The organism is Shinella sp. Sh6 (genome assembly GCF_055392685.1).
In genome coordinates, this window is record NZ_AP044005.1 from 1,395,237 (window position 1) to 1,413,927 (window position 18,691).

At 63.9% G+C, this 18,691-nt stretch carries 27 protein-coding genes and 2 tRNA genes; 14 read left to right on the plus strand and 15 right to left on the minus strand.

From position 1 onward, the window contains the following. Positions 1–67 precede the first annotated feature (67 nt). The 3 genes from ACZ5TO_RS06780 (at position 68) to ACZ5TO_RS06790 (ending at position 3,035) form a co-directional block, all read left to right on the plus strand. The gene (locus ACZ5TO_RS06780; RefSeq protein ID WP_464800343.1) at positions 68–1,252 is read left to right on the plus strand and encodes an extensin-like domain-containing protein; all 1,185 of its coding nucleotides are present in this window, start codon (positions 68–70) and stop codon (positions 1,250–1,252) included. A 98-nt stretch (positions 1,253–1,350) separates the two neighbouring features. Then, on the plus strand, positions 1,351–2,277 hold the full coding sequence (locus ACZ5TO_RS06785) for an ABC transporter ATP-binding protein (RefSeq protein ID WP_464799978.1): 927 nt from the start codon (positions 1,351–1,353) through the stop codon (positions 2,275–2,277). Beyond that, a complete protein-coding gene (locus ACZ5TO_RS06790; protein ID WP_184139667.1) occupies positions 2,274–3,035 on the plus strand; it encodes an ABC transporter permease in 762 nt (253 codons plus the stop codon). The genes ACZ5TO_RS06785 and ACZ5TO_RS06790 overlap by 4 nt, the downstream gene beginning before the upstream one ends. A gap of 4 nt (positions 3,036–3,039) precedes the next feature. On the opposite strand, the gene ACZ5TO_RS06795 is transcribed toward ACZ5TO_RS06790, so the two are convergent. Genes ACZ5TO_RS06795 through ACZ5TO_RS06805 form a run of 3 tightly spaced genes read right to left on the minus strand, consistent with a single transcriptional unit; the run spans position 3,040 to position 4,775 of the window. Further along, a complete protein-coding gene (locus ACZ5TO_RS06795; protein WP_464799979.1) occupies positions 3,040–3,738 on the minus strand; it encodes a retropepsin-like aspartic protease family protein in 699 nt (232 codons plus the stop codon). Then, entirely contained in the window at positions 3,735–3,956 is a 222-nt protein-coding gene (locus tag ACZ5TO_RS06800) for a DUF1289 domain-containing protein (protein WP_464799980.1), read from the minus strand. The genes ACZ5TO_RS06795 and ACZ5TO_RS06800 overlap by 4 nt, the downstream gene beginning before the upstream one ends. Positions 3,957–3,992: 36 nt before the next feature. Further along, positions 3,993–4,775: an adenosylcobinamide-GDP ribazoletransferase gene (locus ACZ5TO_RS06805; protein WP_464799981.1), complete on the minus strand. Its 783-nt coding sequence runs from the start codon at positions 4,773–4,775 to the stop codon at positions 3,993–3,995. A gap of 340 nt (positions 4,776–5,115) precedes the next feature. Between ACZ5TO_RS06805 and cobT the strand changes: the two genes are divergently transcribed. From cobT to ACZ5TO_RS06820, 3 genes are all read left to right on the plus strand, one after another. Then, a complete protein-coding gene (gene cobT, locus ACZ5TO_RS06810) occupies positions 5,116–6,132 on the plus strand; it encodes a nicotinate-nucleotide--dimethylbenzimidazole phosphoribosyltransferase (protein ID WP_464799982.1) in 1,017 nt (338 codons plus the stop codon). Positions 6,133–6,216: 84 nt separating this feature from the next. Continuing rightward, positions 6,217–6,594, plus strand: coding sequence for a diacylglycerol kinase (locus ACZ5TO_RS06815; RefSeq protein WP_464799983.1), 378 nt, complete (start codon positions 6,217–6,219; stop codon positions 6,592–6,594). 307 nt (positions 6,595–6,901) lie between these two features. Beyond that, a complete protein-coding gene (locus ACZ5TO_RS06820; protein WP_464799984.1) occupies positions 6,902–7,831 on the plus strand; it encodes an IS110 family RNA-guided transposase in 930 nt (309 codons plus the stop codon). Between the two features lie 156 nt (positions 7,832–7,987). On the opposite strand, the gene ACZ5TO_RS06825 is transcribed toward ACZ5TO_RS06820, so the two are convergent. From ACZ5TO_RS06825 to ACZ5TO_RS06845, 5 genes are all read right to left on the minus strand, one after another. Next, positions 7,988–8,551, minus strand: coding sequence for an OmpA family protein (locus tag ACZ5TO_RS06825; RefSeq protein ID WP_464799985.1), 564 nt, complete (start codon positions 8,549–8,551; stop codon positions 7,988–7,990). Positions 8,552–8,642: 91 nt separating this feature from the next. Next, a complete protein-coding gene (locus ACZ5TO_RS06830; RefSeq protein ID WP_464799986.1) occupies positions 8,643–9,233 on the minus strand; it encodes a GNAT family N-acetyltransferase in 591 nt (196 codons plus the stop codon). 5 nt (positions 9,234–9,238) lie between these two features. After that, on the minus strand, positions 9,239–10,093 hold the full coding sequence (sseA, locus tag ACZ5TO_RS06835; protein ID WP_464799987.1) for a 3-mercaptopyruvate sulfurtransferase: 855 nt from the start codon (positions 10,091–10,093) through the stop codon (positions 9,239–9,241). 12 nt (positions 10,094–10,105) lie between these two features. Then, a complete protein-coding gene (locus ACZ5TO_RS06840; protein ID WP_464799988.1) occupies positions 10,106–10,849 on the minus strand; it encodes an alanyl-tRNA editing protein in 744 nt (247 codons plus the stop codon). A gap of 5 nt (positions 10,850–10,854) precedes the next feature. After that, a complete protein-coding gene (locus ACZ5TO_RS06845) occupies positions 10,855–11,895 on the minus strand; it encodes a cysteine synthase A (RefSeq protein ID WP_184142105.1) in 1,041 nt (346 codons plus the stop codon). Positions 11,896–12,167: 272 nt separating this feature from the next. On the opposite strand from ACZ5TO_RS06845, the gene ACZ5TO_RS06850 reads away from it, so the two are divergent. From ACZ5TO_RS06850 to ACZ5TO_RS06865, 4 genes are all read left to right on the plus strand, one after another. Then, on the plus strand, positions 12,168–12,377 hold the full coding sequence (locus tag ACZ5TO_RS06850; RefSeq protein WP_184142103.1) for a hypothetical protein: 210 nt from the start codon (positions 12,168–12,170) through the stop codon (positions 12,375–12,377). Between the two features lie 68 nt (positions 12,378–12,445). Then, positions 12,446–12,640 (plus strand): hypothetical protein, encoded by a 195-nt coding sequence (locus tag ACZ5TO_RS06855; RefSeq protein WP_464799989.1) that lies wholly within the window; start codon positions 12,446–12,448, stop codon positions 12,638–12,640. A 125-nt stretch (positions 12,641–12,765) separates the two neighbouring features. Beyond that, positions 12,766–13,032, plus strand: a complete 267-nt coding sequence (locus ACZ5TO_RS06860) for a PepSY domain-containing protein (RefSeq protein WP_184142099.1) — start codon at positions 12,766–12,768, stop codon at positions 13,030–13,032. Positions 13,033–13,041: 9 nt separating this feature from the next. Continuing rightward, positions 13,042–13,218 (plus strand): DUF2934 domain-containing protein, encoded by a 177-nt coding sequence (locus ACZ5TO_RS06865; protein ID WP_464799990.1) that lies wholly within the window; start codon positions 13,042–13,044, stop codon positions 13,216–13,218. Between the two features lie 4 nt (positions 13,219–13,222). Here the strand turns inward: ACZ5TO_RS06865 and ACZ5TO_RS06870 are convergent, their stop codons facing one another. Together ACZ5TO_RS06870 and ACZ5TO_RS06875 are read right to left on the minus strand one after the other, a co-directional pair. After that, complete coding sequence (locus ACZ5TO_RS06870; protein WP_464799991.1) at positions 13,223–13,597, minus strand: hypothetical protein; 375 nt, start codon at positions 13,595–13,597, stop codon at positions 13,223–13,225. Between the two features lie 262 nt (positions 13,598–13,859). Beyond that, positions 13,860–13,934, minus strand: a tRNA-Asn gene (locus ACZ5TO_RS06875). Positions 13,935–14,097: 163 nt separating this feature from the next. Here ACZ5TO_RS06875 and ACZ5TO_RS06880 point away from each other — a divergent pair. Together ACZ5TO_RS06880 and ACZ5TO_RS06885 are read left to right on the plus strand one after the other, a co-directional pair. Then, the gene (locus ACZ5TO_RS06880) at positions 14,098–14,376 is read left to right on the plus strand and encodes a hypothetical protein (RefSeq protein ID WP_184142003.1); all 279 of its coding nucleotides are present in this window, start codon (positions 14,098–14,100) and stop codon (positions 14,374–14,376) included. Between the two features lie 69 nt (positions 14,377–14,445). After that, the gene (locus ACZ5TO_RS06885) at positions 14,446–14,922 is read left to right on the plus strand and encodes a DUF2938 domain-containing protein (RefSeq protein ID WP_184142001.1); all 477 of its coding nucleotides are present in this window, start codon (positions 14,446–14,448) and stop codon (positions 14,920–14,922) included. A 44-nt stretch (positions 14,923–14,966) separates the two neighbouring features. Here ACZ5TO_RS06885 and ACZ5TO_RS06890 read toward each other — a convergent pair whose 3' ends face one another. After that, complete coding sequence (locus tag ACZ5TO_RS06890) at positions 14,967–15,287, minus strand: RcnB family protein (RefSeq protein WP_184141999.1); 321 nt, start codon at positions 15,285–15,287, stop codon at positions 14,967–14,969. A gap of 289 nt (positions 15,288–15,576) precedes the next feature. Here ACZ5TO_RS06890 and ACZ5TO_RS06895 point away from each other — a divergent pair. Next, positions 15,577–15,650, plus strand: a tRNA-Cys gene (locus tag ACZ5TO_RS06895). Positions 15,651–15,843: 193 nt separating this feature from the next. Then, the gene (locus tag ACZ5TO_RS06900) at positions 15,844–16,152 is read left to right on the plus strand and encodes a hypothetical protein (protein ID WP_464799992.1); all 309 of its coding nucleotides are present in this window, start codon (positions 15,844–15,846) and stop codon (positions 16,150–16,152) included. Between the two features lie 340 nt (positions 16,153–16,492). Here the strand turns inward: ACZ5TO_RS06900 and ACZ5TO_RS06905 are convergent, their stop codons facing one another. The 4 genes from ACZ5TO_RS06905 to ACZ5TO_RS06920 all read right to left on the minus strand — a co-directional run bounded on the left by ACZ5TO_RS06905 (position 16,493) and on the right by ACZ5TO_RS06920 (position 18,685). After that, positions 16,493–16,927, minus strand: coding sequence for a hypothetical protein (locus ACZ5TO_RS06905; protein WP_464799993.1), 435 nt, complete (start codon positions 16,925–16,927; stop codon positions 16,493–16,495). Between the two features lie 22 nt (positions 16,928–16,949). Beyond that, on the minus strand, positions 16,950–17,540 hold the full coding sequence (locus ACZ5TO_RS06910; protein ID WP_464799994.1) for a hypothetical protein: 591 nt from the start codon (positions 17,538–17,540) through the stop codon (positions 16,950–16,952). 75 nt (positions 17,541–17,615) lie between these two features. Beyond that, a complete protein-coding gene (locus ACZ5TO_RS06915; protein WP_464799995.1) occupies positions 17,616–18,110 on the minus strand; it encodes a hypothetical protein in 495 nt (164 codons plus the stop codon). Then, complete coding sequence (locus tag ACZ5TO_RS06920) at positions 18,107–18,685, minus strand: phage baseplate protein (protein WP_464799996.1); 579 nt, start codon at positions 18,683–18,685, stop codon at positions 18,107–18,109. Before ACZ5TO_RS06920 ends, ACZ5TO_RS06915 begins: the two co-directional genes overlap by 4 nt. Between the last annotated feature and the right edge of the window lie 6 nt (positions 18,686–18,691).

Consider the following 18,691-nt stretch of genomic DNA (forward strand, 5'->3'; position numbering starts at 1 on the left):
GGACAGGAATGGTGCAACGGGGCCCCGCATCGGGCGGGGCGGGCGCCGGGCGGAAGTGACAATGGGTATGGCGTTCGTTTCTCGTCTGCGCAGGCCGCTCGGGCTGCTTCTCCTGCCGGCGATGCTCGCCGCCTGTTCCGGCGGCCTGACGCCGCCCGACGATATCGACGGCGCCGACGTCGGCGCGATCCGGCCCTCCCGCCCGGTCGCCATGGAGATCGGCGATACGGGCGGCGACCTTCCCGATTATTCCTCCGAGAGCATGCAGGCGATGCCCGCCGCCACGCAGAAGAAGCGCCTGCCGATGATCGACAGCGACGAGGCGATGGGCATGTCCGAGCCCGTGCAGGCGAGCGCCGGCGCGCTCTCCGTGCCGGAGGGCGGCGTCAGCATGGACGACGGGCTCGGCGTCGGCCGCGTCGAGGGCCTTGCGGAAGCGCAGGCCAACGAGATCGCCGAGGGCAATGCCACGCAGGTCGTCGTCGACGGCATCGGCACCGACGATCCCCGCGCGGTCAACCAGCCCGAGGCGCTTCCCATGTCGGAAGCCGGGGTGGAACTCGGCGGGGAAAGCGAAGGCTATCTCCGCGTGCCGGACAAGGCGGCGCGCCGGCGTGCGGCCGCGGAGGGCGAGCAGGTCGCCTTCCTGCCGCGGCTTTCCAACCCCATGCAGATGCCCGAGACCATGGGCGGCATGCCCGCCTCGGAGAAGGCCTGCCGGCAGCGGCTGCAACGGCTGGGCGTAACATTCCGCGACGTGCCGCGCGTTTCCCGCGGGCGCTCCTGCGGCATCGACTGGCCGATCGAGCTGTCCGGCCTTTCCGGCGGCATCCAGATCAAGCCGGCCGCGCAGGTCAACTGCCAGATCAGCGAGGCCTTCGCGCGCTGGGTGAAGAACGAGCTCGTGCCCTCGACGCGCATGCGCTACCTCTCCGGCGTTTCGGCGATCCACCAGATGTCCTCCTATTCCTGCCGCACGATGAACTCGCAGAAGGGCGCCGCCATGTCGGAGCACGCCAAGGGCAACGCCATCGACGTCGGCAAGATCGTGCTGAAGAACGGCAAGGCGATCTCCATCGAGAAGAAGGGTTTCTTCGCCTTCCGCGAGAAGGGACTGCTCAAGGCGGTGCGCGGCGATAGCTGCAAGTATTTCTCCACCGTGCTCGGTCCCGGCAGCGACCGCTTCCACAAGGATCACTTCCATTTCGACCTGCGGGCGAGGAAGTCCGGCTACCGCCATTGCAGCCTTTAGGCGGCGCAACTTTTTTCCAAGGTCCGGGTGAAAATTGACGAAGGACACGCCATATAGGGTGTCCTTCCGCATGAATTCCCCTTTTCCCGGACCCACCCATGGCGCCCATCGTTTCCATTCGCAATCTCACCAAGAGCTACGCATCGGGGTTCACGGCGCTGAAGGGCGTCGACCTCGATATCGAGGAGGGTGAGATCCTTGCCCTGCTCGGCCCGAACGGGGCCGGCAAGACGACGATGATCTCCATCGTCTGCGGCATCGTCACCCCGTCCGGCGGCACCGTCACGGTCGCCGGCAACGACATCCTGACCGATTTCCGCAAGACGCGCGCCATCATCGGCCTCGTGCCGCAGGAACTGACGCTCGACGCCTTCGAGACGGTGTGGAACACCGTCGCCTTCTCGCGCGGCCTGCACGGCTGCAAGCCGGACCCGGCGCTGATCGAGCGCATCCTGAAGGACCTCTCGCTCTACGACAAGAAGGACACCGTGCTGCGCCACCTGTCGGGCGGCATGCGCCGGCGCGTGCTGATCGCCAAGGCGCTCTCCTACGAGCCGAAGGTGCTGTTCCTCGACGAACCGACGGCGGGCGTCGACGTCTCGCTGCGCAAGGACATGTGGCAGCTCGTGGAGCGCCTGCGCGCCGCCGGCGTCACCATCATCCTGACGACGCACTATATCGAGGAGGCCGAGGAGATCGCCGACCGCATCGGCGTCATCAACCACGGCGAGATTCTGCTGGTGGAGGAGAAGAAGGCGCTGATGGCCAAGCTCGGCCGCAAGCAGATGACCGTCGAGCTTGCCGAGCCGATAACCGCGATCCCCGACGCGCTGTCGCCCTACGGGCTGACGCTCGGCGAAGAGGGGCACCGGCTGGTCTATGAATTCGACTCGTCCGGCGAGCGGACGGGCATCTCGTCGCTGCTTTCGGCGCTCTCGCAGTGCGGATTGCGGGTCAGGGACATCTCCACCGAGCAGAGTTCGCTGGAAGACATTTTCGTGGAACTGGTGGGGGCAGGCAAATGAACTTCGAGGCGATCAAGTCCATCTACTTCTTCGAGATGGCGAGGACGCGCCGCACGCTGCTGCAGAGCGTCGTGTCGCCCGTCATCACCACCTCGCTCTATTTCATCGTCTTCGGCGCGGCCATCGGCTCGCGCATGCAGGAGGTGCAGGGCGTCTCCTACGGCGCCTTCATCGCGCCCGGCCTCATCATGCTGACGCTGCTCAACCAGTGCATCGGCAACGGCTCCTTCGGCATCTACTTCCCGAAATTCACCGGCACGATCTACGAGATCCTCTCCGCGCCCGTCTCGATGATCGAGATCGTCATCGGCTATGTCGGGGCGGCGGCGACCAAGGGGCTGATCGTCGGCACGATCATCCTCCTGACGGCCTCGCTCTTCGTCGACATTTCCATCAAGCACCCGCTCATGATGGTGCTGTTCTTCGTGCTGACGGCGGTGAGCTTCTCGCTGTTCGGTTTCATGATCGGCATCTGGGCGAAGGATTTCGAGCAGCTCAACCTCTTCCCGATGCTGATCGTGCCGCCGCTCGTCTTCCTCGGCGGCAGCTTCTACTCGATCCACATGCTGCCGCCCTTCTGGCAGACGGTGAGCCATTTCAACCCGGTGCTCTACCTCGTCTCCGGCTTCCGCTGGAGCTTCTACGAGATCGCCGACGTCAGCCCCGTCGTCAGCCTCGTGACGGTGCTCTGCTTCCTTCTCGTGTGCCTGTCGATCACCGCCTGGATCTTCAAGACCGGCTACAAGCTGAAGAACTGAGGGCTCAGTCCTTCAGCCGCAATTCGTCGCGCGTGATCTCGATGGAGCCGAGGGTTTCGAGGAAGCTCATGCCGAGCAGGCTCTGGTCGAGCCGGCCTTCTTCCGTCACCATGCCGCGGATCGCGCCGCGGTGGATGGGGCCGATGGTGACCTCCCGCAGCGTCACGGGCGCGGCGAGCGCCCGCCCGTTGGCGGTGGCGACCTCGATGGAGAAGACGAGGTTGCCGGGATCGATGCCGAGGCGCATGGCGTCCTCGTAGGTGAGCACGATCGAGCTTGCGCCCGTATCGACCAGCATGCGCAGCGGCGTGTCGTCGATGGCGACGTCCGCCTCGAAATGGCCGGAGACGCCCTTGTGGATGACGAGGATCTGCTCGCCGCCCGCGCCGGTCGTCACCACCGCGCGGCCGGGGATGAGGCCGGCGGTGAGGCGGTTGCCCATGGCCTCAAGATCGAAGCGATAGATGTATCCGGCGGCCAGCGCCAGGATGATGACCAGCCACACGCCGGCATGGCGCAGGCTTTCGCCCCATTGGCGGCGGCTGGCGAGGAAGCCGGTCGCCAGCATCGTGGCGATGGCCGAGAGCGTCACCAGACGGCCGAAATCGTCGTTTGCGATGCCGAGCGTGCGGCCGCCGTCGTGGTTGAGGATGAGGAGGGCGAGCCCCGCGGCGATGATGCCGAGGAGGAGATAGAGCCTCATGCCTCGCCGCGCTCCCGCGCCATGCGGGCGCGCCGGGTCTCGCGCCGGGGCTTGCGCTCGACGGTGGCAAGGCGCGTCGGCAGCTCGGCCATGATCGCGCGGCGCTCCTCGGAGGTGTAGAGCGTCCAGGCGCCGATTTCCGCCTGCGTGCGGCCGCAGCCGAAGCAGTAGCCGGTCACCATGTCGATCGAACAGACGAGAATGCAGGGCGATTCCATCGCGGCTCCAGAGGTTGCCTCTTTTATATCGGCGGCTCAGAGCGTCATGGCAAGGGCGAAGAGCACGGCCATTTCCGCGAACTGTTCCGTCGCGCCGATCGTGTCGCCCGTATGCCCGCCGATCTTGCGCAGCGCCACGCGGTTGAAGGCGAGGACGGCGAGGATGGCAGCGGCAAGCGCGACGAGGACGGAAAGCACCGTGCTGTGCGGCAGGAGCAGGAGGGCGGCGATCACGATGCCGCTTATGAGCGCGAAGCGGGTCGCGCCGCTTTCCGGTTCGCCGACCGAGGCGGCGACGCCGTCGCGCCGGGCGGGCGGCAGCAGCGACCAGTGCCAGACCATCGCCGTGCGGGCGGCGGCAGCGACGGCGAGCAGCACCATGCCGAGGCCGGACGGGGTGAGGGCGGCGGCGAGCGCGGCGATGGCGGCCGCGCGCAGGCCGAAGGAGAGGACGAGGGCGACCGCGCCGTAGGAGCCGACGCGGCTGTCCTTCATGATGGCGAGCGCGCTTTCCCGGTCGCGCCCGCCGCCGATGCCGTCCGCGCTGTCGGAAAGCCCGTCCTCGTGCAGCGCGCCGGTGACGAGCACCTGGAGGGCGAGCGCGGCGAAGGCGACGAGGAGCGGCGGGCCGTGCAGCGCCGAAAGGATCGCGGCGAGCGCCGCGGCCGGCAGCACGATCAGCACGCCGGCCAATGGAAAGGCCCGCACCGCCCGCGACAGCCGCCCGTCATGGCCGATGAAATGCCGCTGCGGCACCGGCACGCGCGAGAGGAAGGCGACGGAGCGGGCGGTGTCGTCGATGAAGTCCTGGATGGTCACTGTGGAGCCCCTGCTTGAAGGAGGGGTGTCGCGATGGTGTGCCGTATGGGGTGGAATCCTCGGGTCGAGCCCGAGGATGACGACCCAAAGGGAGGTTCGGGGGAATTGAGCGCCTTGCAGGTTTCTGCAACGCGTCCATCGTCCTCCGCCATCTCCCCAAACTCCGTCATCCTCGGGCTCGACCCGAGGATCCACCCCACACGGCACGTCCCTCAAAATCACCCTGCCGCAAAAGGCCATGAACGCCGCCGCAAATGCGGTTGTCGGATTCGCGCCCTCGCTCTATTAGGAGACACCAAACACCCGCCTTTGAAAGCCCCAACCCGAGGAATTCCCCAAGATGAGTGCCAGCGGCCTGCCGTTCGATGATTTTCGTGAATTGCTGCGCAACCTGCCCGGTCCCGATTCGGCGGCGCTGGTGGCGGCGCGCGAGCGCGATTCGCAGCTGACGAAACCGCCGGGGGCGCTCGGGCGCCTGGAAGAGATCGCCTTCTGGCTCGCCGCCTGGACCGGCCGTCCGCCGGCCGTCACGCGTCCGCTGGTCGCCATCTTCGCGGGCAACCACGGCGTCACCAGGCAGGGCATCACGCCTTTCCCGTCCTCCGTCACGGCGCAGATGGTCGAGAACTTCGCGGCCGGCGGGGCGGCGATCAACCAGATCTGCGTGGCGAACGATCTCGGCCTCAAGGTCTTCGACCTCGCGCTCGACTATCCGACCGCCGACATCACCGAGGAAGCCGCGCTCTCCGAGCGTGACTGCGCCGCCACGATGGCCTTCGGCATGGAAGCCGTCGCCGGCGGCACGGACCTTCTGTGCATCGGCGAGATGGGCATCGGCAACACGACGATCGCCGCCGCCATCAACCTTGCGCTCTACGGCGGCACGGCGGAAGAGTGGGTCGGCCCCGGCACGGGCTCGGAAGGCGAGGTGCTCCAGCGCAAGATTGCGGCCGTCAAGAAGGCGGTCGACCTTCACCGCGCCCACCTTTCCGACCCGCTCGAAGTGCTGCGCCGCCTCGGCGGGCGCGAGATCGCGGCGATGGCCGGCGCGATCCTCGCCGCGCGCATGCAGAAAATCCCCGTCATCATCGACGGCTATGTCGCGACGGCCGCCGCGGCGGTCCTGCGCGCGGCCAACCCGTCGGCGCTCGACCATTGCCTCATCGGCCACGTCTCGGCGGAGCCCGGGCACCTGAAGTCGATCGAGAAGCTCGGCAAGACGCCGCTTCTGGCGCTCGGCATGCGGCTCGGCGAGGGCACGGGTGCGGCGCTCGCCGCCGGCATCGTCAAGGCGGCGGCCGCCTGCCATTCCGGCATGGCGACCTTCGCTCAGGCAGGCGTCAGCAACCGCTCGTAACGGTACGCCGGCAAAAAGCCTCAATGGCGTGGATTGAGAGCCCCGGGCGCGCCTCGGGGCCGCGACAGGATCGGGATTGCGGGAATGGGCCAGGCGCCAATCGACAAGAAGACGGGCTTCAGCCACCTTATCGCGGCGGCGACCTATTCGGCCGGCGGCGCAAGGCGGCTCTTCGGCGAATCCGCATTCCGTCACGAGCTGATCGCCTTCGCCGTCGCCATGGTCGTCTTCGTGGCCGTGGGCGCCTCGTTCTTCCAGTATGTGGCGATGGCCATCCTCTTCCTGCTGATGGTCGCCTTCGAGGCGCTGAACACCGCCATCGAGGAGATCGTCGACCGGGTGTCGCCGGAAATCTCCGAGATGGGCAAGCACTCCAAGGACCTCGGCTCCTTCGCCGTCTTCTGCCTCATCATCGCCAATGCCGGCTATGCCGGATACGTGGTGATCTCCAGGTTCCTCTGAGGCGCGCCGCGCCGGTGGATCCTCGGGTGAAGCCCGAGGATGACGACGGAAGAGAAGCATGGCGGTGATCGCAACGGCGCCGCGTGCCGCGCTGTTCGATAGGCGAGTGACGTCTCCACCCCTCCGTCATCCTTATCTGTGTATTGCGCGAGAATATTGTATGTTCGCGTTGCGGCAGCGTACCTTGTCATCCCAGGTCGCCAGAGACCGTGTCCGAGCACGGTACGCTGCCGTTTTGCATGCTTCACCCGAACAGTTGACCGGGAGGCCGTAGACGCGGCGATCCCGCAGGATAAGGCCGGGCATCATGACGATAGCATCTTGTTTCATCGGGATCGACGTTTCCAAGGGCTGGCTGGATTGCTACATCCATCCGCAGGCACGACGGTACCGCCTTGCCAATGACGCCAAGGGGCATGCGGCGCTTGTCGAGTTGCTGGAGCGACAGGGCGGCTTGTGCGTGCTTGAGGCGACGGGCCCTTATGACCGGGCGCTGCGGCTTCACCTGCATGGTGTGGGCCAGCGGTTCCACCGTGCCAACCCGCGCAAGGCCCGCCAGTTCGCAAGGTCTGCCGGCTTCCTGGCCAAGACGGACCGGGTCGATGCGATGATGCTGGCCCGCTACGGTGCGGCGATGCCCTTGCCGGACGAGGAACCGTGCGAACCGGAACGGCAGGAACTGCGTGTGCTCATGGACCGGCGTGACCAGCTGGTGGAGATGCGCAAGAGCGAGCGCATCCGTCTGGCCGAGCCCCATGCCGATTGGATGAAGGCAAGCCTCCTGCAGGTGATCGACATGCTCGACCGCCAGATCGCAGCCCTGCAGGCGCGCATGGACGCACTCCTGGCATCGGCGCACACCCTTTTGCAGGAGGAGGCCATCCTACGCTCGGCACCGGGCATCGGGCCTGTCACGGCAAGGGTCCTGCTTGCCCACATGCCGGAACTGGGCAAGCGGAACCGGCGGGCCATCAGTGCCCTTGCCGGGCTGGCGCCGATCGCCTGCGATTCAGGCAACCTGCGGGGCAGGCGCTGTATCTGGGGCGGGCGGAAGCGGGTTCGCGACGCTCTCTACATGGCAGCCCTGGCCGCTTGCCGCTCGGGTCCCTTCCAGGCGATCGCCAAGGCCATGCGCGAAAAGGGAAAGCCCGCCAAACTCGTCCTCATCGCAATAGCAAGGCGCCTGCTCGTCACACTCAATGCCGCTATCAGGGACAACAAACCAGTGCGTACTTGACACCACAAACACAGTTGCTCGGGCTTGACCCGAGGATCCACCCATACGGCACGAGGGAGGATGGATGCTCGGGTCAGGCCCGAGCATGACGGAGGGGAGGGATATCGGTTTCCTGCCGAATGAACGAAACCGCTGGAAAATATGCCAACGGAAACGTTAGTCGCGCACGAACTCGTCGATGCGGCGGAGCGTCACGCGGCGGTTGCGCCATTCCTCGTTCTGGGTCGGCACCAGCAGGTATTCCTCGCCGTAGCCGACAGTCTCCAGCGCCCGGTAGGGGATGCCGAATTCCTGCACGAGCACGCGCTTCAGCGATTCGGCCCGGCGTTCGGAGAGGATCTGGTTGGAGGAGGCCGAGCCGACGGCGTCCGTATGGCCCTCGATGAGGAAGACGGCGCGGTGGCGCCGGTCGATGACGCGGCTCATCGCGCGGGCGATCTGGCGCACCTTGCGGTATTCCGAATGCGGGATTTCCGCGGAAGCGAAGGCGAAGTTGATCGACTGGATGTTGATCGAGGGCGCCGCGCCGCGCAGGTCCGGCCGACGCTTGAACTCGCGGATCGTCACGCGCTCGTTCTCGCGCATGCGCCGCGCGGGAGCGGCGTCGAGGCGGCGCAGGATCATGTCTTCCGACGGGGTTTCCTGCGCCTGCGCGAAGCCGGAGAAGGCCGGAACGGCAAGGGCGGTAGCGAAGGCGGTGAGGAAAGCGCGGCGTTGCATGGCGTACTCCTTGTCTGTCTGTTCGGCCGGAAGTTGCCATGCGCCGCCTGAAGCGAGCCTGAACCCGCCTTGCAGGTTGCGTTCAGAATGCTTAACGGCGCTCGGCCGGCATCAGACAGTCGCGCTTGGCAAGTTCCAGCAGCTCGGCGTCGGAGAGCGGCACGAGCTCGGCATCCTGCGTGCCGACCGGCGAGAAACCGAACATCTGGTAGAGCTGGAGCGCGCGCGGGTGGTCGAGATTGTTGGTGGTGACGCGCACCCGCTTCGGCCCGGACGACCAGGCGGCATAGAGCGTCTGCAGCAGGAACCACTTGCCGATGCCGAGCCCCAGCGCCCGCTCGAAGAGGCCGAAATGGGAGAGCTCGATGACGTCCTCGTCCTCCTGCCACAGCTCGAAGAAGCCGGCCGGCGCACCGTTGACATAAAGCACCGTCACGCTGTTGCGCTTGTCGGAAAGCGTCGCGGCCAGCGTTTCGTCGTCCATGCGCAGCCGGTCGACCCAGTGCCAGCGACTGCCGACCTGCCGGTAGAGGAAGCGGTAGAAGGCAAGCGGGATTTCCGGCGCGCTGAGGATGGCCGTGTGCACGTTGACCGGCATCGGCAGGCTCTGTTTCGGCGGCGCGGTCATCTCGAGCGCCGTGATGTGCACGGCGATCGGCGCAGGCTGGACCTTCCTGGCCATGGGAATCAGCCTTTCCCGGTCACGACGGGCGTGTCGTCGCGTCCGCCCCATTCGGACCAGGAACCGTCGTAGAGCGTGTTGTCCTCGTGGCCGAGCGAGGCGAGCGCCAGCGAGATGATCGCGGCCGTGACGCCCGAGCCGCAGCTCGTGACGACGGGTCTCGAAAGGTCGATGCCCGAGGCCTCGAAATGGCGGCGGAGGCTGTCGAGATCCTTGAACTTCCCGCCCTCGGAGAAAGTGCCGGAGGGCATGCTTTTCGCCCCCGGCATATGGCCGGAGCGCATGCCGGCGCGCGGCTCGGCCTCCTCGCCGGTGAAGCGGCCTGCGCCGCGCGCATCGGCGATCTGCTTCGACCCGGTGGTGACGATGCCGCGCATCTCCTCGAAGGAGGTCACGGCATAGGGATTGAAATTGGTGTGGAAGACGGCGGGCGCCGGTTCCGGCAGGTCGGTCGAAAGCGGGCGTCCCTCCTTCTTCCAGCCGTCGATGCCGCCGTCCATGACAAAGACGGTCTTCGCGCCCATGGTGCGGAACAGCCACCAGGCGCGCGGCGCGGTGAAGATGCCGGGGCCGTCGCAGACGACGATCGTGTCCGTATCCGAAATGCCGAGCTTGCCGACTTCGGTGGCGAAGAATTCCGGCGAGGGGATGGTGTGCGGCAGGCCGCTCGCATGGTCGGCGATCACGTCCTGGTCGAAGAAGACGGCGCCGGGAATGTGGCCGGCCGCATATTCGGCCGCGCCGTTGCGGTTCTGCGCCGGCAGATACCAGGAGGCATCGACCACGCGGAAGGCCGGGGCGCCAAGCTGCTTTTCCACCCAATCCGGCGAAACGACGAACCTGCTCTTGTCTATGGACATGTGATCCTCCTCTCAGGCCTCGGAACCCGGCGCACCGAAGCGGATGCGGAACCGGCGGTTCTCCTTGCCCTTCTTCTCGATCTTGGCGATGTGGATGGCGCCGACTTCCTGCGTTTCCGACACATGCGTGCCGCCGCAGGGCTGGCTGTCGACGGATGAATTCTCGCCGATGCACACGAGGCTGACGCGGCCGAGGCCCATCGGCGGGCGGACGTTCTTCGATTTGACGATGCCGGGATTGGCGGCCAGCTCCGCGTCGGTGATCCATTGCACGAAGACCGGATGGTTCTCCGCAACGAGCCTCATCAGCTTTTCCGTCACCTCGTCCTTGTCGATGGTCTCGCTCATGTCGAAGTCGACGCGGCTGTCGTCCTCGCCGACGGCAGCGCCGGTGATCGGGTAGGGGCAGACGACGGAAAGGAGGTGGCAGGCCGTGTGCATGCGCATCAGCCTGTAGCGGCGCGCCCAGTCGATATGGGCGACGACCGTTTCGCCGACGATCGGCAGGGCCTCGCCCTCCAGCGGCCGGTGGATGATGATTTCCTTGGTGGCGCCGGTGACGGCCGGGCCGAGCGCGATGCGCCCGCCGTCGGCGCGCTCCAGAAAGCCGGTATCGCCCGGCTGGCCGCCGGACGTCGCGTAGAAACAGGTCTGGTCCAGCTCGATGCCGCCGTCCTCGTGCACCGCCGTCACCACCGCCTCGTTTGTCGAAAGATAGAAATCGTCGCGAAAGAGGGCGGTGGTGGGAAGAGACATGAGACCTATTCGACCGGCTGATAGGGGACCTTGATCCCCGATTTCGCCGTCAGCCATCCGGGAACGGGCAGGCCCTTCGAATCGAGGAAGTCCGGGTTGAAGAGTTTCGACTGGTAGCGGTTAGCATAGTCGCAGAGGATCGTCACGATCGTATGGCCGGGGCCGAGGTCCCTGGCGAGGCGGATCGCACCGGCGATGTTGATGCCGGAGGAGCCGCCGACGGCGATGCCTTCCTCCTCGATGAGGTCGAAGACGAGCGGAATCGCCTCGGAATCCGGGATCTGGTAGGAATAGTCCGGCGTGAAGCCCTCGAGGTTGGCCGTGATGCGGCCCTGGCCGATGCCCTCGGTGATGGAGCTGCCCTCGGCCTTCAGTTCGCCATGGGCGTAATAGTTGTAGAGCGCGGCGCCCTGCGGGTCGGCAAGGGCGATCTTGATGTCCGGGTTTTTCGCGCGCAGGCCCGCGGCAACGCCGGCAAGCGTTCCGCCGGAGCCGACCGCCGAGACGAAGCCGTCCACCTTGCCGTTCGTGTCGCGCCAGATTTCCGGCGCCGTCGTCTCGATATGGGCGTCGCGGTTGGCGACGTTGTCGAACTGGTTGGCCCAGATCGCGCCGTTCGGCTCGGTCCTGGCGAGCTGTTCGGCAAGGCGGCCGGAGAGCTTCACGTAGTTGTTCGGGTTCCTGTAGGGAACCGCCGGTACTTCCACCAGCTCCGCGCCCAGCAGGCGCAGCGCGTCCTTCTTTTCCTGGCTCTGCGTCTCGGGAATGACGATGACGGTGCGGTAGCCGAGCGCCTGCGCGACCAGCGCAAGGCCGATGCCGGTATTGCCCGCCGTGCCTTCCACGATGACGCCGCCCGGCCGCAACGCGCCGGAGCGCTCGGCCGCCCGGATGATCGAGAGCGCCGCGCGGTCCTTCACCGACTGTCCGGGGTTGAGGAACTCCGCCTTGCCGAGGATCTCGCAGCCGGTCGCCTCGGAGGCTCCCTTGAGGCGGATCAGCGGCGTGTTGCCGATTGCGTCAAGGACGGACGGGAGAATGGACATGGCAGGCGAGCCTTTCGGGTTGGTATCGGGAATATAAGGGGTTTTCGGCCTGTGAGCGCCGCTTTGCAAGGAATGTCGTTTCGAGAGCGGGGGCTTCGAGAGCGATTTTTTCCAATGCGCGACGGCAAGGCAAGGAGCCGCCCGGTTCGAGGCCGGAAAATGGCCGGCCTTTAACGGGCTGTTAGCAAACATGGTTAATTTTGCGTCTATCCGGCGCGCGGCTGGGAACGGAAACCCCGGCCGCCCGTTGAACGGCAAACGGAGACACCAAGATGCTTTTCGGATTTTTCCAGCAGGGCCCGGCCGAGCGGGACGACGATATCGCCACCGGCACCTATGCGGACGGAATGATCGGCACGCCGCTCTGCGACCCCTCCGCCCGCCCGCGCGAGCGCAGCACGGCCTTCCGCCGCAGCGCCCATGAGCGCGACTACGGCACGGTCCGCGCCGCCGGCCAGGCGGGCGCCGGCATGGTGCCTTAAAAAGCGCGGCGCGCCGGGAACATTGGGAACCTCGGCGGATTTCTCCCTCATCAACGGAGGAGGCCGCCATGACCCATCACATCGACAATCGCCAGTTCAGTACCAGGAAGACCACCCGGCACGTTCTCGATGTCGCCGAGCATTGCCGCAAGAACGGCCTCGACAAGGCGCAGGAACGCAAGCTCCTCCTTCTCTTCGGCCGCTTCGCCAGCCGCCACGAACTCCAGATGAACATCCGCCGCCTGCCGACGGCGTTGCGCTGAACCGGAATGGATGTGAGAGCCCGGAAACAGGAAGGCCGCGCTGCTAAGCGCGGCCTTCCTGTTTCCGGGAGGGAACTTGTCGCTGCGTGTTCCGTTTGGGCTTCACCATTTTGACGGAGGCCACCATGATCAGGAAAATCGTCGTTGCAGCCAGCGTTCTCGCGCTTTCCATGACGGCAGCTTCGGCACAGGACGCCAAACCGAAGCCCGAGGAGGGCAAGAAACCCTCCGAGATCCTGGCCATGATCGAGAGCCGGCCTGATTTCCTGCGCCTGATCGAGATGTCCTGGAACGACCGGGGCTATTACGAGATCGAGTACCGCACCGGCGACAAGGCGAAGGTCGAGATCAACATCGATTCGAAGAGCGGCCAGCCCGTCAGCGAGGAATAGGAGACGACCATGACCGACGACCGCGAGGACCGGATCCGCGAGCGGGCTTTCGAGCTGTGGCAGCAGGAAGGCTCTCTGGACGGGCGGAGCCTCAGCCATTGGCTGCAGGCCGAGAAGGAAGTCGACGATGAAAGCGAGCTGGTGCCGGAAGACCGGGCCGACACCACGGGGCTATCGCTCCCATAGACGTTTATGCGGTCCTGGTTCGATAAATAATCGCCCCGAACATCAACACGCCGACGAAGACGGCAAGTGACGCGACGGCGACGACCGGTTCCGCGGCCTGTGTGCCTGTCAGAAGAAGGTAAAGCCCTATCGCCATGACCAGCACACCCGGCACATAGATATATGCCTGCAGCTTCGCGAGCCTGGAAGAGGCGCCGGATGGGTTGAGGGCGTGATAAATGCCGAAGATCGACATCGTCACCCAGCCGAGCAGGTTTATGTGCGCATGTGCGCCGACCGCTGCGTAGTCGTGGGTGCTTCCCATTTTCAGGCCGAGCACGATACCGGCGGTGAGGAAACAGATCGCCGTCATGAAGTAGAAGCGAGATATAGCTGGCATGGACCCCTCCATATGATTTTCTCGGATGGAAACATGTTTTTTGACACTTGTCAGTATCGCGCAGGAAGGGAGCCGGTGGTGAGTGACGGCTGGGTGCTATCCGCCCGGCCGTAGAGCCGGATTCTTCCTGGAACAGGCTCCAAGGCATCGGCGTTGCGCCGGTAGCGGAGACAGGGCAAATTTCAGAAGCGGAGAGGATTTGTGGAAAAGAAAGCGCCTGTTATCGGATTTCTCGACAATAACAGGCGCTTTGCTTTTAAACTGGCTCCCCGGGCCGGATTCGAACCGGCGACCTGTCGATTAACAGTCGAATGCTCTACCGCTGAGCTACCAGGGATCATCCGCTCGCCGCGGAGTGAGCGGGTAATACAAATGCTGGATCGATTTGCCAAGCGCTTTTTGACAAAAAAATGCACCGGCCTTGATTGATTGTGGAGAAGCCTCCAATTGCAGGGGACTAAACCCCGGAAAACCGGGCTTTGCAGCGGAATGAGCGGTAAATGGCGGAACGGAAATCCAACATGCATTTCGGGATCGATCCTCGCACGGAGGAGATCGTCCTCGGCAAATTCCGCCTGAAGCTGCCGCAATCGCGCTGGCTGCGCAGGACCATCGGCGTCCTTCTCGTCTGCGGCGGTCTGCTCGGCTTCCTGCCCGTGCTCGGCTTCTGGATGGTGCCGCTCGGCCTCCTCGTCCTCTCGCACGATTCCCATTTCGTCCGCCGCCAGCGCCGGCGGCTTGCCGTCTGGTGGGCCGGGCGCCGCAAGGCGGACCGATAACGCCGCCACGTTGCGCAAGGCGAACGGACCTGCTCTAAACGCGAAAAGGGCTGCGGGCAGGGGATGAGCATGGACGTGCTGGTAAAGGCGATCGCGATCGGCGTAGGGGCGACGATCCTCATGGATCTGTGGGCGATCGTCCTGACGGCCGTCTTCGGCCGGCCGAAGCCGAACTGGGCGCCCGTCGGCCGCTGGTTCTGGCACCTGAAGAACGGAACGGTCTTCCACGACGATATCGGCAAGGCCGAGCCCTACGCGCATGAACGCGCGCTCGGCTGGATCGGCCATTATGCGGTGGGCATCCTCTACGGGATAATCCTTGCCGTCATCGTCGGCCCGGGCTGGTTTGCCGCTCCCACCTTCCTGCCGGCCTTCATTCTCGGCATCGTCACGGTGGGCGCCGGCTGGTTTCTCTTGCAGCCGGGCCTCGGCATCGGCGTTGCGGCGTCGAAACTGCCGGATGCCGGCACGGTCCGCGCCCTCAATCTCGTGGCGCACACCGTCTTTGCGGCGGGGCTTTACGGAACGGCGCTCGTTCTTTCCTGAGCGAAGGCAAGACGCCGCATCGCTGCGGCGTCTTGCCCGAAGGATCAATGAGCGGCGGCGACGCCGAGAATGACGCCGGTGGCGATGCTCAGCAGCAGGTAGTTGTTGTCGACCTTCACCCACTGCTGGCCGCGGGAGGGCGTGCGCAGGCCATGGCGCTTGTAGTCGCGCACGGCCGGCCGGCGCTTCCAGTCGGAATAGCGCTCGCCCTTGCGCCAGTGGCGCTGCTTGCGGACTTCCTTCTTGTGCCAGGACGAGGAATAGCCGGGCTTGCGGTCATGGCCGTACTGCTGGGCCTGCGCCATCGGCGCGGCGGCAAACGAAAGGGCGACGGCGGCGAGAAGAGTGCGGGTGAAGAGTTTCATGGGAGGCTTCCTCGTTGTTGATGAGAGGAACCTAGGGTTGGACCCATGAACCGGAAATGAATGCAACATTACATTTTGGTAAGGAAAACAGCCGTTTAGTTCCAAGGCGGAAGCGGCGCCGGCAAATCGCAGCGCCCCGGCCGCAGTGGAAACCCCGGCTTTCCGCCACCGGATGCCCGGGAAAGTGTGGTCTTTCGAAAAAAGGACCGCATTCGGTTCACATGCCCCTTGCGCCCTCTCTCAATTCGTTCTAAACGCCCGGCACCACTCGCTTTTAAAGCAAACGGATGGCCTCGTGGCGGAGTGGTTACGCAGAGGACTGCAAATCCTTGCACCCCGGTTCGATTCCGGGCGAGGCCTCCACTCAAATACCCGAATAATATCAACACGATAGACGACGATATAACCGGCAAGCTTGCCGGTTTCGTGTTGCGTTGTGTTGCAACTCACTTCCCTTGATTTTCAATGGTTTCTCTCCACGCTCGGCAAATCCGTGCGACATGGATTGCAACATGTCGCGGGCCATCCTACGATTCTCGCATCACTGGAGGTCCACATGTTCCGCTATGCGCTTGCCCTTCTCTTGTTGCCTACTTCGGCATTGGCCCAGGCCATGGACATCAACACGCTGTCAGCGGCGAACGGCTTGGTTGAGATCATCTCCAAAGCCGAGCAGTGCGGCTACAAGGTCAATGACGAAGCTCTCAGCGCCTACTACACCAGTAAGGGCCTCACTACCCCCGAGGCACTTGGCTACATCAACAACTTGGTGATGTTTAAGATCGACGCGAATGATCCCGTATCAAGCTCGACCTGCACCATCACAAGGGCAACCGCAAAGTCTATTGGTGTGCTGGCTGAGTGAACGCCTTAACCGGCTGTCGAAGGCCAGCCCGATCTTCCAATGAGCAACGGTGGAGCCACCCTTGCCGCGACCGCCTTTTTTCGTTTGGACCCCAGAATTTCCGGGTTCCAAAACACTCAGGGCCTCAACGAACCGCTTGGTTTCTACTGGATCCCATTTGATCGATCAACGAGCGGAGAAACTCACTGGTGGATTATCCGATAGTGACGTTCGCGCGCCAAAAGCCGAAGTGGGAATTGCCCACGACGATCTGCGGAAGGGGTGTCGCTTTAACCGACACCCATTGCCGGAAATCCCGGCATTGAAATCGTCATGCGCGATAATGTGCCCGTGAAGCACATTATGCTGCCTTGGCTTCCTTCGCCATCCGCATGAACCGCTGCGCCTGGCTGTAGGAAATCCCGCTCTTCTCCTCGACCCATAGACGGAAATGGCCGTGGGGCAGCTTGCGCTTCACCTGTAGGAGTTCGGCACCCAGAGCGGCCATCTTGTTTTCCGGCACCCGCTCATAGGGCCGTGGGAGCCGCATAGGCGCGTTCTCTGGTTTGGGCGGTGAGAATGCCTCCGGGCTGTAAAGGCGCTTGTGTGCCTCCCTGACGGCGTTCTGGTGGGAAACGGACAGGTCTTGGAACTGGCGCACCGTCATGCCGAGACCGAAGGCCAGTTCGGCAATGGACCGTCGCTTCGAGTTCGCCATCTTTCGGATTGCCATTACCTGCCAGTTGTTGAGGTGGCGCATGATGCCAACGCCATCGACATCAATTTCCGTGATCATTCCTAAGCCTCCGAGATTGGCCCTAAATTTCACCTTCCATGATGAGCTTCCCAAGCGTCAGAAGCCCGCCGACTTGCTCGCCGTCTGCACTCTCCCTTTCTCCGAGATTCAGAAGAGCCTCCCCAATTCGGTGCATAGCCACTGTCTTCTCTATCGCACGAAGCTCGTTATCTATCGTGTTTATCTCATCAATCTGCCCCAGGAAACGGTCGACAGACCAGTCCATTTCGATAAACTTCAGGGATGAATTGGCAGATACGACAAAAACTTCAACGCCATCAGTTTTTTCACTGCGACGAAATGGGCTGTGGGCAATAGTATTTCGAATTTCTCCGCACTTTCGCGCTCTCTTGACTAATTCGTCAAACTCCTTGGCTTTGGACTCGCTAATGGTGAAGCGTGAAACCAAAGCGCGCAGCGTTTTTAGTTTGTCATCGAATGACATATTCCTGGAGACTACCACTGAAGCTGCAACTTCAAGACCAAGCACCTTTGAAAGTGCTTCGTTAACACCAAGCTCAAGAACCGCAAAGTATCCCATGAAGGCCCCCACGAGCGCAAAGGCGCGCATATCGGGTTCCATTCCTACAAATTCTGACTTCTCAATAGGCATTGCGCTTCCTGATTAGATGGGCCGTATCCTGAGCTTCATTTGGAATGACTCAAAATACAACAGAGGGAAGCATTTTCACTCGTCCACCTTGAAGGTGACAGCCCCCAGCATCTCGCCGGAATCAATGAGGGGGTTCGAGCTACCCTTAAGCGCGATGGTCGTCGGTGAGTTCGGCGGTGATTGAAGGGAAATGATGGAGGCCTGGATATCGCCCTGAACCTTCATGCCGAGACGCCTAAGAGCCAAGCGCTTCGCCACGGCCACATCCTGCCCCTTCATGGCTTTGACGATGATGCGGCGAGCCTCGGTTTTCATCATAGCCTTGTTCGAGCTCTGGCCGTCTCGAACGGCATTGCGCAGGAATGGCCGCTCGGGAACGGGGCTGCCCCAGCCGCCGCCGGACGCCCCGCCGCGCGTGCCGAACTCCTGCCAGAGTGCGCGCTGGATAACGTCGCTGTCGGCTTCGCCGGCGGGGAACCCAACTTTGACCTGGTTGGGCCCGGGAAGCAGGGAAGCAATGCCTGCGATGCCTTTCCCATATTTCTTATGACGCTTGCCGATCCTGATCATTTCCCGCTTCCCGTCAGGGTTTGGAGGAGGGTGCGGTCGCTTGGGGTTGCCGATTGCACCCCGGCATCGCCGCGCATTTCCGTTTGGGAAGCGCGATCCGGTGTTGATCCACCCTTGGCCCGCTCTGAGGTGGCCGGCGCTGCACGGGTGCTCTTCTTTCCGCCAGGCTTCCCGCGCTCGCTGTTGTCACCGCCGGGGTCAGCTGCATAGGCGGTGGCAACGATGATAGCTTCTTGAAGCTCCACCCGTCCGCGCAGGACGGTCGAATATGTTGCATCTCGCTCTGGATAGATGCCCTTGATCAACATGTTCGGGAATATTTTGAAGCCGGTAACAAGCGTGAACGGCACGCGCGATTCCTGGAAAGCAATGAGGGCGGCGAGGGTTGCCGCCGCGTTGCCTGTCGCAATGTCGAGAGATACCTTCTTCGGCATGACCACCGCATGGTCAGTTATGCGCGATCCCGTTTCGATGGCGATTTCAGTGATGTCCAGTTCGGAGACTGGCTTTTCGGTCAGCACACAGTCCAGCGGGACCGGACCGATAGCAGTTGAGAATGCAACCAACGATGCCATGATAAG

Coding starts and splice junctions, on each gene's coding strand:
- ACZ5TO_RS06890 (WP_184141999.1), bottom strand. CDS start 15,287: ATGAAACTCTTCACCCGCACTCTTCTCGCCGCCGTCGCCCTTTCGTTT.
- ACZ5TO_RS06855 (WP_464799989.1), top strand. CDS start 12,446: ATGACCCATCACATCGACAATCGCCAGTTCAGTACCAGGAAGACCACC.
- ACZ5TO_RS06785 (WP_464799978.1), top strand. CDS start 1,351: ATGGCGCCCATCGTTTCCATTCGCAATCTCACCAAGAGCTACGCATCG.
- ACZ5TO_RS06820 (WP_464799984.1), top strand. CDS start 6,902: ATGACGATAGCATCTTGTTTCATCGGGATCGACGTTTCCAAGGGCTGG.
- ACZ5TO_RS06825 (WP_464799985.1), bottom strand. CDS start 8,551: ATGCAACGCCGCGCTTTCCTCACCGCCTTCGCTACCGCCCTTGCCGTT.
- ACZ5TO_RS06840 (WP_464799988.1), bottom strand. CDS start 10,849: ATGTCTCTTCCCACCACCGCCCTCTTTCGCGACGATTTCTATCTTTCG.
- ACZ5TO_RS06870 (WP_464799991.1), bottom strand. CDS start 13,597: ATGCCAGCTATATCTCGCTTCTACTTCATGACGGCGATCTGTTTCCTC.
- ACZ5TO_RS06850 (WP_184142103.1), top strand. CDS start 12,168: ATGCTTTTCGGATTTTTCCAGCAGGGCCCGGCCGAGCGGGACGACGAT.
- ACZ5TO_RS06860 (WP_184142099.1), top strand. CDS start 12,766: ATGATCAGGAAAATCGTCGTTGCAGCCAGCGTTCTCGCGCTTTCCATG.
- ACZ5TO_RS06920 (WP_464799996.1), bottom strand. CDS start 18,685: ATGGCATCGTTGGTTGCATTCTCAACTGCTATCGGTCCGGTCCCGCTG.
- sseA (WP_464799987.1), bottom strand. CDS start 10,093: ATGTCCATAGACAAGAGCAGGTTCGTCGTTTCGCCGGATTGGGTGGAA.
- ACZ5TO_RS06910 (WP_464799994.1), bottom strand. CDS start 17,540: ATGCCTATTGAGAAGTCAGAATTTGTAGGAATGGAACCCGATATGCGC.
- ACZ5TO_RS06780 (WP_464800343.1), top strand. CDS start 68: ATGGCGTTCGTTTCTCGTCTGCGCAGGCCGCTCGGGCTGCTTCTCCTG.
- ACZ5TO_RS06865 (WP_464799990.1), top strand. CDS start 13,042: ATGACCGACGACCGCGAGGACCGGATCCGCGAGCGGGCTTTCGAGCTG.
- ACZ5TO_RS06815 (WP_464799983.1), top strand. CDS start 6,217: ATGGGCCAGGCGCCAATCGACAAGAAGACGGGCTTCAGCCACCTTATC.
- ACZ5TO_RS06830 (WP_464799986.1), bottom strand. CDS start 9,233: ATGGCCAGGAAGGTCCAGCCTGCGCCGATCGCCGTGCACATCACGGCG.
- ACZ5TO_RS06845 (WP_184142105.1), bottom strand. CDS start 11,895: ATGTCCATTCTCCCGTCCGTCCTTGACGCAATCGGCAACACGCCGCTG.
- ACZ5TO_RS06900 (WP_464799992.1), top strand. CDS start 15,844: ATGTTCCGCTATGCGCTTGCCCTTCTCTTGTTGCCTACTTCGGCATTG.
- ACZ5TO_RS06800 (WP_464799980.1), bottom strand. CDS start 3,956: ATGGAATCGCCCTGCATTCTCGTCTGTTCGATCGACATGGTGACCGGC.
- ACZ5TO_RS06790 (WP_184139667.1), top strand. CDS start 2,274: ATGAACTTCGAGGCGATCAAGTCCATCTACTTCTTCGAGATGGCGAGG.
- ACZ5TO_RS06885 (WP_184142001.1), top strand. CDS start 14,446: ATGGACGTGCTGGTAAAGGCGATCGCGATCGGCGTAGGGGCGACGATC.
- ACZ5TO_RS06795 (WP_464799979.1), bottom strand. CDS start 3,738: ATGAGGCTCTATCTCCTCCTCGGCATCATCGCCGCGGGGCTCGCCCTC.
- ACZ5TO_RS06915 (WP_464799995.1), bottom strand. CDS start 18,110: ATGATCAGGATCGGCAAGCGTCATAAGAAATATGGGAAAGGCATCGCA.
- ACZ5TO_RS06880 (WP_184142003.1), top strand. CDS start 14,098: ATGGCGGAACGGAAATCCAACATGCATTTCGGGATCGATCCTCGCACG.
- ACZ5TO_RS06905 (WP_464799993.1), bottom strand. CDS start 16,927: ATGATCACGGAAATTGATGTCGATGGCGTTGGCATCATGCGCCACCTC.
- cobT (WP_464799982.1), top strand. CDS start 5,116: ATGAGTGCCAGCGGCCTGCCGTTCGATGATTTTCGTGAATTGCTGCGC.